Here is a 15,188-nt window from a genome sequence, read left to right on the forward strand (position 1 = left end):
CCTTACACGCGTTCCACACCAATCAGAATGGCGGTTTCCGGATCGAGAATCGGCAGCGCAATACCCGCCTGCATCAGCCACTCACCGTTCACCGTTTGCGGTGTCTCCATCCATGCCGGCAGCTTGCGCATGGTGTGCCCGCCCTCTCCCGTAATCTGAATATTCGGGTGATCGAGCAGCGAGATACGGTACTGCGCGCTGGCCTCCAGCCCCGGCATGCGCAGCGGCATCATCAGGGTGTAATCCGGCATCGCGAGCTGGCTGACGATAAACAGTCCCTGCGACTTGTCTTCGCTCACGATCCCCTGTGCCAGCGTGGTGGCGTCCGGCATATCCACGCGCCACTGGGTGCCGTGGTGGATCACCTCGCGCCACTGCTTGTGCAGCGCAGCGTAATGGCGATAACCTTCGCGCTCTTTCTCATCGACGGTGAGCGGATCCAGCTCCAGCCCCATATGGCCAAACAGCGCCGTCAGGCCGCGGAAGGCAATGCTGTGCTGGCGAAACGTCGCGTGGCATTTATGATGACCGATATGCGCGCCCATCACCTCCGGCGGGAAGAAGTAGCTCATGCCGCGCTGAATAGCGTTGCGCTCCAGCGCGTCGTTGTTGTCGGACGCCCAGAAGCGATGGCAGCGGGTCAGCACCTCGTAATCGATTCGTCCGCCACCTGAGGAGCAGGATTCAAATTCAATATGCGGGAAACGCTCGCCCAGCACATCTAAAAGTCGATAAAACTGGCGGGTCTGCGCGTCGGCGGCGGCTCTGCCGATATGGCCAGGCTGCACCAGCTCGCGGTTCATATCCCATTTCACATAATCAACCGCATGCTCGCCCAGCAGCCAGCTCATGCGCTCCACCAGGTAATCAAACGCTTGCGGAATGTTCAGGTTGAGCACCAGCTGATGACGTCCTGTGGCCTGCCGGTAGCCGGGCAACGCCAGAACCCAGTCGGGGTGCGCGCGGTAGAGATCGGAATCCGGATTGATCATCTCCGGTTCAATCCAGATGCCGAACTCCATGCCGAGTTTTTTGACGTGGTCGATCACTGGCCGCAGGCCGTTCGGGTATTTTTTCTCATCCAGATACCAGTCGCCCAGCGCAGCATGGTCGTCGTTGCGCCCTTTAAACCAGCCGTCGTCGATGATAAAGCGTTCCACACCCAGCGCGGCCGCCTCGTCAGCCATACGCATGATGTAGTTCGGATCATGGTTGAAGTAGATCCCCTCCCAGGTGTTGAGATGGACCGGACGCGGTTTGTTTTCCGGGAAACGGATGATGTTGTCGCGCAGGTAGCGGTGAAACTGCTGGCTCATGCCGTTCAGCCCGTGCGCGGAGTAGCTCGCATAAAGGCGTGGCGTCCAGAGCGTTTGTCCCTCTTCCAGCGCCATCTCCCCTGGCAGGTAGAGCGCTTCCGCTTGCAGATAGCGACGGCCATCGGTTTTGGCTTCAGCGCGAAGGCGATGGTTGCCGCTCCAGCCCAGATGCACGCCCCAGACGTCGCCGTGCATTTCGCTGAACGACGGCGTGCCTGAAATGAGCGCCGGGAAGTGTTCGTGAGACGTTCTACCCCGGCGGTTCTCAATCACAAAGCTGTCATGCTCCAGCATGACGCGGTGCGGCTGGAATTCACGGATCCAGCGTCCGTGGAAGGCCATCACCTCCCGGGCGCGCTCCGCCACGGGCAGCGTGACGGCAAAACGGTCAACCTGCCACGCCTGCGATTTCAGGTTGGTTACGCCGTGCCGCACGACCAGCACGCCGCTGGCGTCCAGCGCCAGCTCGCTGGTCAGGCGCAGGCCCGCGTGTTCATCTTCTGCCGTTATCGTCAGGGTTTGTCCCTGCTGCTGCACGTCGGTGGTGCTGAAAACCGGGGAACCATCCAGCCCCTGCCGGTGCCCCTCAATGCCCGGTGAACCAAACAGGCCGTGTCCAGGTTCAGCCATCAGCGTAACCGGGGAATCCACATCGAGCCTGCCGTTAGCCACCGGGCGTTCGAGCGTAGCGGCATCCTGCGGCGAAAAGTGCTGAAGGTGCGGCCCCCAGTAGAGAATTTCGGCAAACGGGTGCGTTTTTATCACCACGTCTACCGTGTTGCTTACGAGTCGAAAAACGGAATCTTGCATCAAACATCTCCAGTCATCGGGATGTCCTGAGTGTTGATCCGAAACGTTTCGGATACAAACCAAAACGTTTCGGATCTGTGATCGGCTTTGGAATTTTGTGTGGTTTACGCCGTCTGGCCTGGGGAGAATTCCGGCTGCCAGAGCACCTGAAGAGTGTCGATGTCGTCGCCGTTAATCAGCTGGCGCACCATATCGGCAATCTGTTTCCCGACGCCCTGACGGGTAGACTGGATCACCGCCGCCACGTCGATATCGACGATGCTGTCCTGGGGCAAACCGTCGTAGACCACCAGCGATACGGCATTTTCGCCGGTTAGACGGCCAAGCTGTGCCAGCGCCATTGCCGCACCGTCGCCGTGGGTGTTGCAGTCGGTGATGATGGCCGTGGGGGGTTGCGGCAGAGAGAGCAGCTCTTTTGTTGTGGCGTAGCCGACCCGGCGGGAAGGCGGCATGGCGCGCAGCCACTCGCTGGACAACCCGGCTTCACGCAGCGCATCCAGATATCCCTGGCGACGCTGGGTGATGAACGCCTGGTTGTTACTTTCGCCAAGCAAAGCAATACGCTGATGGCCTTTTTCGATCAGCCAGCGGGTGGCCTGATACGTACCGGCGTAGTTGTCAAAATCAAACCATGCATAGGGCTGCGGCAGCTGACTGCGTCCGAGAGCCAGAAAGGGGAATCCGGCAGCCTGAAGCTGCTCCAGGCGCGGATCGTGATCCAGCGTGTGCGCCACAATCAGCGCATCCACGCGACGGCTTTGCACCATGCGCATATAGCTGTGTTTATCGGCCAGATCGTCATCGGCAATCAGCAGGAGATCGATTTCATGTCGCGCCAGTTCGTGGCTAATTTCGCCGACCATGTCCATAAATACGCTGTTATTGAGCGGAACAGGATGTACCGGGAAAACCAGCCCCACCGCGTCGATCTTGCCCATCTTCAGGCGACGGGCAAAGGTATTGGGCCGATAGCCGCGTCGCTGGGCTTCCGCTTCCACGCGGGCGCGCGTCTCGCTGGAGACGTCGTCATATCCGTTGAGGGCACGACTGACGGTGGTAACCGAAAGCCCCAGTTCTTTGGCTATAGCTTTAAGCGACATGCGTTTCCGTTTCCTGGTTAATTTTGTTCCGCCACCAGTAGCGCGTAGGTGTCTGGCTCCAGGGCCTTGAAGATATGCGGCTCGTCGGCGGGATAGCAAATGTAATCCCCTGCCTCCAGCACCTCAGCGGCATCAAGCAGACCGACCAGCGCCCGGCCCTGGGTCACAATAATATGTTCAACTGACCCCGGTGAATGGGGCTGGGAAATACGATCGGCACCTGGCTGGGTGATGAGCAGGTAGACATCGCGCCGTGCGCCCGGGGGGCATGCCGCCAGCAGAATGGCTTCGTAATTGGCCTGCCCGGCGACCACTTTTGTGCCTTCACCGCGGCGGATCACCTGCGTGGTCGGCTGCTGCGGCTCCAGCAACCGTGCAAAGGGAATATCCAGCGCCACACAAAGCGACCACAGCGTCTCAAGGCTGGGATTGCCATTGCCGGACTCCAGCTGCGAAAGTGTGGATTTGGCGATACCGGCACGGCGGGCAATTTCCGCCAGTGAAAGTCCGGTTCGCAGGCGTTCTCGCACCAGACTTTTGGCGATCACGCTGATTGGCTGCGTCATAAACGGCCTCTTGTTCTATAAATCGAACGATTCGTTCATCTTGTAAACCGAATCTGATCCGTTCATTATAATGGATACACGTTCGATATGGCTAAAATTGTATGAAACGTTCTCTCTCTTGCCTGAAAGGCGACACCATCAAAGCAATTATCCTCGTTTGCCTCGCCGTTGGCGTGGTGGGGATGTCATACGGCTCGCTGGCGATGGCCTACGGTTTTCCGCTGTGGGTACCGTTTGTACTGTCTATTACCGTGCTGGCGGGGGCCTCGGAGTTTATGTTTATCGGTATCGTGGCGAGCGGGGGTAACCCACTGGCGGCGGCCGCAGCCGGGCTGCTGGTGAACGCCCGCCATGTGCCGTTTGGCGTTACGGTGCGCGAGCTGGTGGGTAAACGCGGTTTAAGCTTTTTGGGCTGCCACATCATGAACGACGAAAGCGTGGTGTTTGGGCTGTCGCAAAAAACCCCGGAGCAGCGCAAAACGGCCTACTGGCTGTGCGGCCTGGGCGTTGCCATCCTCTGGCCGCTGGGTACCCTGTTGGGTGCCATGGTCGGAAAACTGTTGCCGGCCCCGGAAACCATCGGGCTGGACGCGGTATTTCCGGCCATTTTGCTGGCCTTAGTGGTTCCGGCGTTTAAAAACCGCACCACGCTTATCCGCGCCTGCAGCGGCGCCGCCCTGTCGCTGGCCGCCGTACCGTTCGCTCCGGTGGGCTTACCGGTACTGCTCTCTTTACTCGGTCTCGCCGCGAGGAAAAAATAATGGAAAACATGACCCTCTTTATCCTCGGTATCGCCATTCTGTCAGCAGGGACCTATCTGATGCGTCTTGGCGGGGCGAAACTGGGTAGCCGACTGGCGCTGTCCGAGCGATCTCAGGCGCTGCTGTCGGATGCGGCAACGGTGTTGCTGTTTTCCGTTGCGCTGGCGACCACCTTCTATGAAGGGGAACACTTCGCCGGGATGGCGCGGGTGCTGGGCGTGGCGTTTGCGGTGTTTCTGGCCTGGCGAAAAATGCCGTTAATTGTGGTGATCGTGGCGGCGGCGGTCGTTACGGCGCTGCTGCGTCTGGCGGGAATGGCATAAAAAAGCCCGACAGCACGCGTCCGTCGGGCAAGGCGGCGTTTACTGCGCCGCGAGGGTAACGTAATTCACCGTCAGCATTTCTTCGAGCTCCGCCGTGTTGCCGATCCTGAACGCGTTATCGTTGAGATAAGTGACCACCGAGAGCGTAACGACCAGCTGTTTGCCCGCCACCTCGCTGCCGTTCACCGCCACAAGCGACGTATCCGGTGGCAGCGTAACCTCCGCTGCACCCGCGGTAACCTGCGCCGCGCCGCGCGGCACGGCCGCCAGCTGCACGGCACCATTATCCATGCGGGCCTCTTTCGCCGTGATTTTCAGGACACCGTTGTCGCTAAAGCGATACGCTTTATTTCCACGGGCCGGGCCGTCCACCTGCAGACGGATCTTGCGCGCGTCCGGGCAGATCACCGACACCTGGATCTCACGCTCTGACGAGGCATAACCCCGGTACGTTTTTCCGCCAATATCCGTGCTGACCTCGCGCATCGCCTCCCGACGCAGCAGACCATTATTGATACTCTTTACTGACGAAACCACCTGACACTCTTCTTCTGCCAGGACGGAGGGAGCATGGCTGAGGGCGACGCAGGCCAGCAGCAGTAAACACGTGCGATGAATAATCAGAGACATTTTCCGTTTATCTCCTCGTAGAATTGAGTGGGATCCGCTTCCGGCAAGGTGAAACTCAGCGTGCAACGGCCAGTATCCTGCTTCGCATACAGCGTCTGGCTGGCGGAAATATCATTCAGGAAAATGATGCCGTCTTCCGGTGCTGAGGTGATGTACTCCCCTTTCCCGTTCACGACAGAGACGCCTTTCGGTAACGGCGTGCCGTCCGCGCGCGTAATGTTCAGCAGCACGCGGCGCTGGCTCAGCGTGGTGAACTTCCAGTGAGCAAATGCTCCGTGGGAGGCCTTCAGCGACGCATGACCGTTGCTGACGTCCACATTGCCCGGCAGGCTTTGGGTATCTATTTCAACCGTACTTTCGCTGAACGGTGTCAGGGCGGGCACAACCGCTCTGCCCCATTTGTCCGTCCAGACATTACCGCGCGGGGTACCTATCGCCACCCCGGCAACGGGCTTGTCCAGCGCCACAACCGCATAGGTATCTGTTACCGGATAAGGTGAGAAGGTGACGCCATCACCGTGCGCGACAATGCCGCCGCTCAGTGCGATCGAGGAGTTACGGTTACTTTCATTGTCACCGCCAATCCCCAACGCGAGCGTGGTGTAGTGCAGGTTACTGTTCAGCGAACCATCCCAGTTGGTTACGCTGTCATCGTGATCCTGAGAGACGCCCACCGTGTAGGTGTTTTCATCGTTAAATGACCCCATGGCGCGGGTCCCGTAAGAGGTTTTGCCCTCGTTTTCACGGTACCAGCTGTTGGTGGACACGCCGGTGCGGCCCAGCGGCACAGAGACGTTCACATAAAACATATCGCTGTCGTTGGTGTACTTATCACCGTGGCTGATGTCTGATTCCCAGTTTACGCTGACGTTAAAATAGCGGAACGACCGCGACCATGACGAAATGATGCGGCGGCTGTCATATTCGCTGTTCCAGGTCTGGTTGTTGTAATAGCTCAGAGAGAAACGGCCCAGCGTCGGGTTCGACCAGCTCACGCCAACGTTGGTGTCGTATTTCGTGGTCGAGTAGTCATCGTCATCGCTGTATAACTCCTGCATTTCACGATACTTCGGCGTACCGTAGCTCCCACCAAGGGACAGGCCGAGCCCCCACGGTAAGGCGTAACCGAGATCCAGCGTGGTTTTATTACCGTCGGTTTGCGAGAGGTTATCAATGGAGCCGAGAAAACCCAGCGAGGCATACATATGCTGCATCGGCACGGTGTCAATGTTGGCGGAGAAACCGTAATAGTGGTTATCTGCCATCACCATGCCGGCGAGAAAGTTCATCCGGTTGTTAATGGACCAGCCGTTTGATGCGGCGACAATCCACGGCTGCGTAAAGTTTGTCTCCATGTCCTCTGCACGCCCGACGGCCAGTGAAAACCCCGGCGCACGGCCCACGTGGTTGCTACGGAAGGTGCTGGCGGAAACCGTAAAATGGCTTTCGCTGCCGTCGGTTTCTGTCACCGTGACCTTTAAATCCGTGTTCAGGTTAGCAACCGGCACATCGCTTAAGGTGAACGGCCCGGCTGGCACCAGCGTGGAGAAGATCAGCTGTCCACCCTGGCGAATGTCCACGCGCGCCTGGGCGTTGCGGGCAATACCACTCACCTCAATACCGCTGCTGTAGCCCGGCAGGAGAGCGTTATCCGGCATCATCTGTACGCCATAGATGCCGGGGATACTGAAGCGGCTGTTGGCGATGTTAATTTGCCCCCCCTGCACCATCACGCCGTAGTCGGTAAAAGTGCGCTGTGCATAGGTGTAGAGCGAGTCGCTCTCGAACGACATGCCGCTGCCGTCGCTGATAAACTGCGAACTGCGCACAATCCAGTCGCCTGCGTTAAAGCCAAATTCAAACGAAGACTGAAAGCGATCGGACTTATCACCATCAAAGTCGTAATGGGTGCCAAACATGGAGTAGTTCAGCATAGCCGCGCGTCCGCCACGCACGTCAGCCACCTGGCGGCCACTTTCCGGGTTAATGGCCTCCGGCGGAACAACCAGTGAAATTTCGTCTACGTCTGGAGAAGTGACGACCGTTGCGTTTTTCCAGTACTGGTGAATTGAAGGGCACGTTTCACGCTTGAGTTTTTTATATAACCCGGCGGCGTCCAGAAATTCCCCATCAATACACGGAAGACCTTCATCATTAAATTTCACGGGCATAATGCCGCGCTTTTTGCCGTTAATCAGCACGGTGACATTATGGTAACCCGGCATGAATCGCGGGGCGACGGCATAATAGTCAGCAATAGCCGGATCGAGGCCATTCTCTTTTAACGCCTGGGTATCGAAAAACGCTCTTGCCAGCTCCATAGCGGGCACTGCCGTTGGCAGAATTTCTGCACGAATTCCGAATGCCACCGCGCTCAGGCAAAATGCCAGCGCACCTGTTTTACAGGGGGAAATTTTCATGGCCACTCCGTCGGGTATTATTATTTTACTTCAGCAACGTAAGAACTGGCTTTATAGCCAAAGCGGGTAGCAGGATATATTTCTACCTTGTTATTCTGCCCGGATATTTTGTTTTCTGACGTCGCTATCATCGTCTGGCCGGGAAGAATATAGCTTTTGTCAAATTTGACCTTAATTCGTGACGGTAATAATGTGGCGTTTTGCTCCATACGCACCACATAAGGCGTATCGTTTACCACCGTCAGGTTGCCATTTTTAATCTGCCAGCGCAGATCTTTCCACGGCTCCATATTCACGTCGAGACCCGCCGGGTGAATAATGACCGGGAGATTCTGGCTGAACACCATTTTCACTTTATTCTGCTCTCGTTGCGGAATAGTGGAAAAAATAACGCGTTTTAAGTGTTCTGTTTTTAATTTTTCCGCGCTGTCTTTTAAGACAAAGCGGACACGCTGCGTTTTACCGGCATTTACACGCACCACCGGTTGAGTGACAATAACACCGGGTGTGGGATCGTCCGGTAAATCGACAATACGGGTATAAAGAAGCTGGGCGGTATCGTCGCTATTTTTCACATCCATGCTCGCTCCCCGCTCGTCTTCGTTGATTAACAGCAGGGAAGTATCTGGCACCATACCGGCGGCAAATGTCTGCAACGACGAAAGCAGGCAAACGCAGAGCAACGTTTTTTTAGAGAGAATCATAATATTAGTCCGTTAATATTGATGGAGACTGCTCCCCTAATCAGAGGAGCAGTGAATTATCAGCACTGTGATAATCAGAGGTAAACCAGCTCAACGTTGGTTAAACCGTCCAGCGTCACTTCATCCGTGATATTTAAATCGTTGGTTGGGTTAATTGTGGCTTCAACAGCAACCTTAAAGTTGATCTTACTTTGTGCTGAAAGCACACCACTAGAACGATCCGTACCAAATCCATAAATTTCACGATTATCACTGGTGATTTGCATATACTCATAACCTTTATATGACCAGCCGTTACCGCCATCTAAACTAAACATCGGATAAAGTGAGTCACCCGCATCGTTGGTATTAGCACCTTTAGTGTTAAATAACGCTAATGCATAGGCACCAATTTTTTTACCGTTATACATTCCCAGACCAAAGGTAAACGCTGGGGAGCCATATAACGTCTTCATCGCGATAAGATCTGTTGGGGAAGAGTCGTCACGCGCATCGGTAAACTTCACCGCAACACGCGTAGCTTCTTCACAGGTAATGGTAACGGGTATTTCTTTCGTTTCCGTCAACGGGGTTACACTTGTCGAGTTGAGGGAGGCCACTTTCATGGTGCCAAAGTCAGCAATACCGCCACCGCTTGGGAAGGCTGGGGTGCATGATGATGGAAGGATTTTTCCTGTTACTTTAATATCAATGCTTTGTGCAGCCATAGCTGTATTAACCGACATGGCTAACGCTGTAACCAGCATTGTTTTTTTGATTAGAGCGCTCATCTAATTTCCTTAGCACTATATTGATGAATAATGCTCCCATAACCTGAATTGAGGAGCGGTGAGTTATCAGCGATGTGATAATCAGAGATAAACCAGCTCAACGTTGGTTAAACCGTCCAGCGTCACTTCATCCGTGACGTTTAAATCGTTGGTTGGGTTGATTGTGGCGCTCACAGCAACCTTAAAGTTGATCTTGCTTTGAGCAGAAAGCTCGGTACCCGATCTCTCCGTACTAAATCCATATATTTCAGAGTTATTGCTGGAAATTTGCAAATAGTCGATACCTTTAGTGCCCCAGGTTTTACCAGCGTCTACGCTCGACATCGGGTAAAGTGAATCGCCATTAGCGTTGGTGTTAACACCTTGCGTGCGGGGTATCGCTAATGTATAGGCACCAATTTTTTTATCGTTATACATTCCCAAGCCAAACACATAAGCTGGTGTACCTGAAAAACCATTACCCATTTTGATACTTTCTGTTGGGGAAGAGTCGTCGCGCGAATCGGTAAACTTCACCGCAACACGCGTGGCTTCTTCACAGGTAATGGCAACAGGAATTTCTTTCATATCCGTCAGCGGGGTTACAGTTGTCGAGTTGAGGGAGGCCACTTTCATGGTACCGAAGTCAGCCACACCGCCGCCGCTTGGGAAGGCTGGGGTGCATGAGGATGGAAGGATTTTACCTGTTACTTTAATATCAATGCTTTGTGCAGCCATAACTGTATTAACCGACAAGGCTAACGCTGTAACCAGCATTCCTTTTTTGATCAGTGCGTTCATTCAATTTCCTTATTAAGGTGAAATACAAAAGAAAGCCAAATTCCGACATTTGGCCGAGGGTATCGATAAGCAATATTAATTGCCGGAAAATACCAGCATCAATAACCGCTATCAATTGTCTGACCCATCTTTAGGATTTAGACCTGAGGAATTCCTTAACTATTAAGATCAATTATTTGAAATATGAATGCAAATAGCGCCAGCGGCTTAAAAGCATTGAAGGGAATTATGTTATCGACAGTCTTATCAGACAAATTATTTAAGAGGGTTATTTAACGATAAGCGTTAAACAGGAATAACGATTGAGAAGGGAGGGGAGATTTCGCCTTTGCAAGCGAGAAGCAGGATGAGTTTTTTACACCCGTCCCCGCTCCGAAGAGCAAGGGACAGTGGCAACACAACTTATTTGTTCAGTTCAGCGGTCATATGTACGCGGTTACCAGAGAATGCCTGAGTAATTTTGTAAGAGGACGCGCCCGCTTCCTGAGCCTGAGCGGCGATTTTCGCTTCTGCGCCATCCAGCGTGGAGGCGGAAGCGGTGACAGTCTGTGCAGCGAAAGAACCGAATGAAGCAGCCAGAGCGATTACAGCGACAAAAGTTTTGATGCTTTTCATGATATAAACCCTTTCGTTAAGTTGTTTAGGTAAGGCACCGTGCCTTGATGAGATAAATACTAGACCTCATAACCGACAACTAAAAGCGGAAGGATTTGTTATTATCATTCAAAATTACTGATCAACAATTAAACGCTGAGGATGCGTGTAAACGGTAGCCCTTCCCGGTTTGCAGAAGCCGACCAGCGTCAGGTTACAACGCTCTGCCACCTCTACCGCCAGCGTCGTCGCCGCCGAGACCGCAAACAGGATTTCGACGCCGCACATCGCAGATTTTTGCACCATCTCGTAGCTGGCGCGGCTGGAAACCAGCGCTGCGCCGTGCTGCCAGAGATCGCTCTCCCGCGCCCGACGCCCCATCAGTTTATCCAGTGCCACATGACGTCCCACGTCTTCATGCCCACCGGCGATCTCGCCTGATGGCAGAACCCATGCCGCCGCATGCGTACAGCCGCTCAACTGACCGATGGGCTGCACGTCGTTGAGGTGGGCAAGCGCGTGGTCGAGGTTGGCCAGATTGAAGGTCTGCGTAAAGGGCAACGGCGCGACCGGTTTGCCGATATCGTTCAGTTGCTCAACGCCACAGACGCCGCACCCTGTTCGCCCAGCCAACGCACGACGACGCTCCTTCAGCCCCATAAAGCGACGGCTGGAGAGTTCGATCTGCACTTCCAGACCGTTGCAGGCCTGAACCACATCCATGCCGTAAATGTCCTGCGGATGCGCAATGATGCCTTCCGAGAGCGAAAACCCGATGGCGAACAGTTCAAGATCTTTTGGCGACGCCATCATCACAACGTGCGAGATGCCGTTGTACACCAGGGCGACGGGAACTTCTTCCGCCAGAAAATCGGGCGTGGCGTGGGTAATGTGAGGGGGTCGATGTACCGACAGCTCCACAATGCCTGCTGGCAGCGGTGACGAGTGGGTAGCACGGTTTTGTTTAGACACAACGGTTTTCCTGAACAACCACGGAGGTGAGCCTGCTATTGCAGCATAAACCACAGGCCTTACGCATAGTATGGATCAACTTTTCAGCACCCAACCGCCTCAAGTTTACCTACTCATTCTGGAGAGGTGCAACCGGCGCCATGCTACACCCCTGTAACATGCGGGGTTAATAATGTGATTGATATCACACTTTATAATCAACACGGTGATAATACGTTCACTTTGTATTAACGCCATTGGAACAGGCGTACCGACATTGTGGTATTCTGGTGATATCCCCCGGAGAAATGAGGGATTAACGCAAATTTTTCTCCTTTGCGGTCATTATTCAACCGCGAAGTCAAAACTACATATGTAAGCAATGTCGAAACAAGGAGTGACCCATGCAGGTCAGCAGAAGGCAGTTCTTTAAGATCTGCGCTGGCGGTATGGCAGGCACCACGGCAGCGGCACTGGGCTTTGCGCCTGGCGTAGCGCTGGCGGAAACGCGGCAGTATAAACTGCTGCGCACCCGTGAAACCCGTAATACCTGTACGTACTGCTCTGTCGGTTGCGGGCTGTTAATGTATAGCCTCGGCGACGGTGCTAAAAACGCCAAAGCGTCTATCTTCCACATTGAAGGCGACCCGGACCATCCGGTCAACCGCGGCGCGCTGTGCCCGAAAGGGGCCGGTCTGGTGGACTTTATCCACTCCGAAAGCCGTCTGAAATTCCCGGAATATCGCGCGCCTGGCTCTGATAAATGGCAGCAAATCAGCTGGGAAGAAGCATTTGACCGCATCGCTAAACTGATTAAAGAAGACCGCGATGCCAACTTTATTGCGAAGAACGCCGACGGCGTGACGGTCAACCGCTGGCTCTCGACCGGGATGCTGTGTGCATCGGCTTCCAGTAACGAAACCGGCTATTTAACCCAGAAATTCACGCGCGCACTCGGTATGCTCGCGGTCGACAACCAGGCGCGTGTCTGACACGGACCAACGGTAGCAAGTCTTGCTCCAACATTTGGTCGCGGTGCGATGACCAACCACTGGGTCGACATCAAGAACGCCAACCTTATTGTGGTGATGGGCGGTAACGCCGCTGAAGCGCACCCTGTCGGGTTCCGCTGGGCGATGGAAGCCAAAATCCACAACGGTGCGAAACTGATTGTGATCGATCCCCGCTTTACGCGTACAGCGTCAGTGGCGGATTTCTACACCCCTATTCGTTCAGGTACTGACATCACTTTCCTGTCAGGCGTATTGCTGTACCTGATGACTAACGAAAAATACAACCGCGAATACACCGAAGCCTATACCAACGCCAGCCTGATCGTGCGTGAGGATTACCACTTCGAAGATGGCCTGTTCAGCGGTTACGATGCCGAAAAACGCAAGTACGACAAAACCAGCTGGAACTACGAGCTGGACGAGAACGGCTTTGCGAAGCGCGACACCACCCTGCAACACCCGCGCTGCGTGTGGAACCTGCTGAAAGAGCACGTTTCTCGCTATACGCCGGACGTTGTTGAGAACATCTGTGGTACGCCAAAGGCTGACTTCCTGAAGGTCTGCGAGCTTATCGCCGAAACCAGCGCGAAAGACAAAACCGCGTCGTTCCTGTATGCCCTCGGCTGGACGCAACACTCCATTGGTGCGCAGAACATCCGTACCATGGCGATGGTTCAGCTGCTGCTCGGCAACATGGGGATGGCAGGCGGCGGCGTGAACGCCCTGCGCGGTCACTCCAACATTCAGGGTCTGACCGACCTCGGCCTGCTGTCACAAAGCCTGACAGGTTATATGAACCTGCCAAGCGAGAAACAACCGGACCTGCAAACCTACCTTACAGCCAGCACGCCAAAACCGCTGCTAGAAGGCCAGGTGAACTACTGGGGCAACTATCCGAAGTTCTTCGTCTCGCTGATGAAAGCCTTCTACGGCGACAAAGCGACGGCGGAAAATAGCTGGGGCTTTGACTGGCTGCCGAAGTGGGACAAAGGTTACGACGTGCTGCAGTACTTCGAGATGATGCACCAGGGTCAGGTCAACGGCTACATTTGCCAGGGCTTTAACCCGGTCGCCTCGTTCCCGAACAAGAACAAGGTTGTCGAGTCTCTGTCGAAACTGAAGTTCCTGATTACCATCGACCCGCTCAACACCGAGACCTCGACCTTCTGGCAGAACCACGGTGAATCGAACGACGTCGATCCGTCAAAAATTCAGACCGAAGTGTTCCGTCTGCCATCAACCTGCTTCGCGGAAGAGAACGGTTCTATCGTCAACTCTGGCCGCTGGCTGCAGTGGCACTGGAAAGGTGCGGACGCCCCGGGCATCGCCATGAACGACGGCGAGATCCTGGCCGGTATCTTCTTACGCCTGCGTAAGATGTACGCGGCAGAAGGCGGCGCGAACCCGGAACCGGTTCTGAACATGACCTGGAACTATTCGACGCCGGAGAATCCATCCCCGGAAGAAGTGGCGATGGAGAGCAACGGTAAGGCGCTGGCGGACGTTATCGACCCGGCCACCGGTACCGTGCTGGCGAAAAAAGGCGATCAGCTCAGCACCTTCGCGCACCTGCGTGATGACGGCACCACTTCAAGCGGTTGCTGGATCTTTACCGGTAGCTGGACGCCGAAAGGCAACCAGATGGCCAACCGCGATAACGCTGACCCATCGGGCCTTGGCAATACGCTGGGCTGGGCTTGGGCATGGCCGCTGAACCGCCGCATTCTCTATAACCGTGCCTCCGCTGACCCGCAGGGCAACCCGTGGGATCCGAAGCGTCAGCTTCTGAAATGGGACGGCGCGAAATGGGGCGGCGTGGATATTCCGGACTACAGCACTGCCGCACCAGGCAGCGATGTCGGGCCGTTTATCATGCAGCCTGAAGGGATGGGACGCCTGTTTGCCATCGATAAAATGGCGGAAGGGCCGTTCCCGGAACACTACGAGCCGTTTGAAACGCCGCTGGGTACTAACCCGCTGCACCCGAACGTGGTCTCTAACCCGGCTGCCCGTATCTTTAAGGGCGACTTTGAAGCGCTGGGTAAAAAAGACAAGTTCCCGTATGTGGGCACCACTTACCGTCTGACCGAGCACTTCCACTACTGGACCAAGCACGCGCTACTTAACGCCATCGCGCAGCCGGAACAGTTTGTGGAGATCGGCGAGAAGCTGGCGAACAAGCTCGGCATTGCCCATGGCGATACCGTGAAGGTCTCCTCCAACCGTGGCTATATCAAGGCCAAGGCGGTAGTGACCAAGCGTATTCGCACGCTGAACGTACACGGTCAGCAGGTGGATACCATCGGTATTCCGATTCACTGGGGTTATGAGGGCGTGGCGAAGAAAGGGTTCATTGCGAACACCCTGACGCCATTCGTCGGTGATGCGAACACGCAGACGCCGGAGTTTAAGGCCTTCCTCGTGAACGTGGAAAAGGTGTAACGGAGACG

At 55.1% G+C, this 15,188-nt stretch carries 13 protein-coding genes; 3 read left to right on the forward strand and 10 right to left on the reverse strand.

Annotation, left to right across the window (positions count from 1 at the left end):
- Window positions 1-2: 2 nt before the first annotated feature.
- The 3 genes from AK59_RS0106655 to AK59_RS0106665 all read right to left on the reverse strand — a co-directional run bounded on the left by AK59_RS0106655 (window position 3) and on the right by AK59_RS0106665 (window position 3,792).
- Window positions 3-2,126 carry an alpha-galactosidase gene (locus AK59_RS0106655; RefSeq protein WP_029882344.1) on the reverse strand — a complete coding sequence of 708 codons (2,124 nt, stop codon included), beginning with the start codon at window positions 2,124-2,126 and terminating at the stop codon, window positions 3-5.
- A gap of 104 nt (window positions 2,127-2,230) precedes the next feature.
- Window positions 2,231-3,325 (reverse strand): LacI family DNA-binding transcriptional regulator, encoded by a 1,095-nt coding sequence (locus AK59_RS0106660; protein ID WP_257625402.1) that lies wholly within the window; start codon window positions 3,323-3,325, stop codon window positions 2,231-2,233.
- The gene (locus AK59_RS0106665) at window positions 3,244-3,792 is read right to left on the reverse strand and encodes a helix-turn-helix domain-containing protein (RefSeq protein WP_013099345.1); all 549 of its coding nucleotides are present in this window, start codon (window positions 3,790-3,792) and stop codon (window positions 3,244-3,246) included. The genes AK59_RS0106660 and AK59_RS0106665 overlap by 82 nt, the downstream gene beginning before the upstream one ends.
- 101 nt (window positions 3,793-3,893) lie before the next feature.
- Here AK59_RS0106665 and AK59_RS0106670 point away from each other — a divergent pair, with 101 nt between their 5' ends.
- Window positions 3,894-4,553 (forward strand): AzlC family ABC transporter permease, encoded by a 660-nt coding sequence (locus AK59_RS0106670; RefSeq protein WP_013099346.1) that lies wholly within the window; start codon window positions 3,894-3,896, stop codon window positions 4,551-4,553.
- Entirely contained in the window at window positions 4,553-4,876 is a 324-nt protein-coding gene (locus AK59_RS0106675; RefSeq protein WP_020686891.1) for an AzlD domain-containing protein, read from the forward strand. Before AK59_RS0106670 ends, AK59_RS0106675 begins: the two co-directional genes overlap by 1 nt.
- Window positions 4,877-4,915: 39 nt before the next feature.
- Here AK59_RS0106675 and AK59_RS0106680 read toward each other — a convergent pair whose 3' ends face one another.
- The 7 genes from AK59_RS0106680 to fdhD all read right to left on the reverse strand — a co-directional run bounded on the left by AK59_RS0106680 (window position 4,916) and on the right by fdhD (window position 11,746).
- On the reverse strand, window positions 4,916-5,506 hold the full coding sequence (locus AK59_RS0106680; protein ID WP_029882345.1) for a hypothetical protein: 591 nt from the start codon (window positions 5,504-5,506) through the stop codon (window positions 4,916-4,918).
- Window positions 5,497-7,926, reverse strand: coding sequence for a fimbrial biogenesis outer membrane usher protein (locus AK59_RS0106685; protein ID WP_029882346.1), 2,430 nt, complete (start codon window positions 7,924-7,926; stop codon window positions 5,497-5,499). Before AK59_RS0106685 ends, AK59_RS0106680 begins: the two co-directional genes overlap by 10 nt.
- A 20-nt stretch (window positions 7,927-7,946) precedes the next feature.
- A complete protein-coding gene (locus AK59_RS0106690) occupies window positions 7,947-8,630 on the reverse strand; it encodes a fimbria/pilus chaperone family protein (protein WP_029882347.1) in 684 nt (227 codons plus the stop codon).
- A gap of 74 nt (window positions 8,631-8,704) precedes the next feature.
- Window positions 8,705-9,400: a DUF1120 domain-containing protein gene (locus AK59_RS0106695; protein ID WP_029882348.1), complete on the reverse strand. Its 696-nt coding sequence runs from the start codon at window positions 9,398-9,400 to the stop codon at window positions 8,705-8,707.
- Between the two features lie 81 nt (window positions 9,401-9,481).
- Window positions 9,482-10,180 (reverse strand): DUF1120 domain-containing protein, encoded by a 699-nt coding sequence (locus tag AK59_RS0106700; protein ID WP_029882349.1) that lies wholly within the window; start codon window positions 10,178-10,180, stop codon window positions 9,482-9,484.
- Window positions 10,181-10,582: 402 nt separating this feature from the next.
- On the reverse strand, window positions 10,583-10,795 hold the full coding sequence (locus AK59_RS0106705) for a DUF1471 domain-containing protein (protein WP_013099352.1): 213 nt from the start codon (window positions 10,793-10,795) through the stop codon (window positions 10,583-10,585).
- A 114-nt stretch (window positions 10,796-10,909) separates the two neighbouring features.
- Window positions 10,910-11,746 carry a formate dehydrogenase accessory sulfurtransferase FdhD gene (gene fdhD / locus AK59_RS0106710; RefSeq protein WP_029882350.1) on the reverse strand — a complete coding sequence of 279 codons (837 nt, stop codon included), beginning with the start codon at window positions 11,744-11,746 and terminating at the stop codon, window positions 10,910-10,912.
- 383 nt (window positions 11,747-12,129) lie between these two features.
- Between fdhD and fdnG the strand changes: the two genes are divergently transcribed.
- Window positions 12,130-15,180 carry a formate dehydrogenase-N subunit alpha gene (gene fdnG / locus AK59_RS0106720; RefSeq protein WP_086527976.1) on the forward strand — a complete coding sequence of 1,017 codons (3,051 nt, stop codon included), beginning with the start codon at window positions 12,130-12,132 and terminating at the stop codon, window positions 15,178-15,180.
- Window positions 15,181-15,188: the final 8 nt, after the last annotated feature.

The sequence above is a fragment of the Enterobacter sp. T1-1 genome, from assembly GCF_000710795.1.
In the GTDB taxonomy this organism is placed as follows: Bacteria; Pseudomonadota; Gammaproteobacteria; order Enterobacterales; family Enterobacteriaceae; genus Enterobacter; species Enterobacter cloacae.

Excerpts from the sequence above, each read along its gene's own strand:
- AK59_RS0106655 (WP_029882344.1), bottom strand. The coding sequence starts at position 2,126 with ATGCAAGATTCCGTTTTTCGACTCGTAAGCAACACGGTAGACGTGGTG.
- AK59_RS0106665 (WP_013099345.1), bottom strand. The coding sequence starts at position 3,792 with ATGACGCAGCCAATCAGCGTGATCGCCAAAAGTCTGGTGCGAGAACGC.
- AK59_RS0106670 (WP_013099346.1), top strand. The coding sequence starts at position 3,894 with ATGAAACGTTCTCTCTCTTGCCTGAAAGGCGACACCATCAAAGCAATT.
- AK59_RS0106675 (WP_020686891.1), top strand. The coding sequence starts at position 4,553 with ATGGAAAACATGACCCTCTTTATCCTCGGTATCGCCATTCTGTCAGCA.
- AK59_RS0106680 (WP_029882345.1), bottom strand. The coding sequence starts at position 5,506 with ATGTCTCTGATTATTCATCGCACGTGTTTACTGCTGCTGGCCTGCGTC.
- AK59_RS0106685 (WP_029882346.1), bottom strand. The coding sequence starts at position 7,926 with ATGAAAATTTCCCCCTGTAAAACAGGTGCGCTGGCATTTTGCCTGAGC.
- AK59_RS0106690 (WP_029882347.1), bottom strand. The coding sequence starts at position 8,630 with ATGATTCTCTCTAAAAAAACGTTGCTCTGCGTTTGCCTGCTTTCGTCG.
- AK59_RS0106695 (WP_029882348.1), bottom strand. The coding sequence starts at position 9,400 with ATGAGCGCTCTAATCAAAAAAACAATGCTGGTTACAGCGTTAGCCATG.
- AK59_RS0106700 (WP_029882349.1), bottom strand. The coding sequence starts at position 10,180 with ATGAACGCACTGATCAAAAAAGGAATGCTGGTTACAGCGTTAGCCTTG.
- AK59_RS0106705 (WP_013099352.1), bottom strand. The coding sequence starts at position 10,795 with ATGAAAAGCATCAAAACTTTTGTCGCTGTAATCGCTCTGGCTGCTTCA.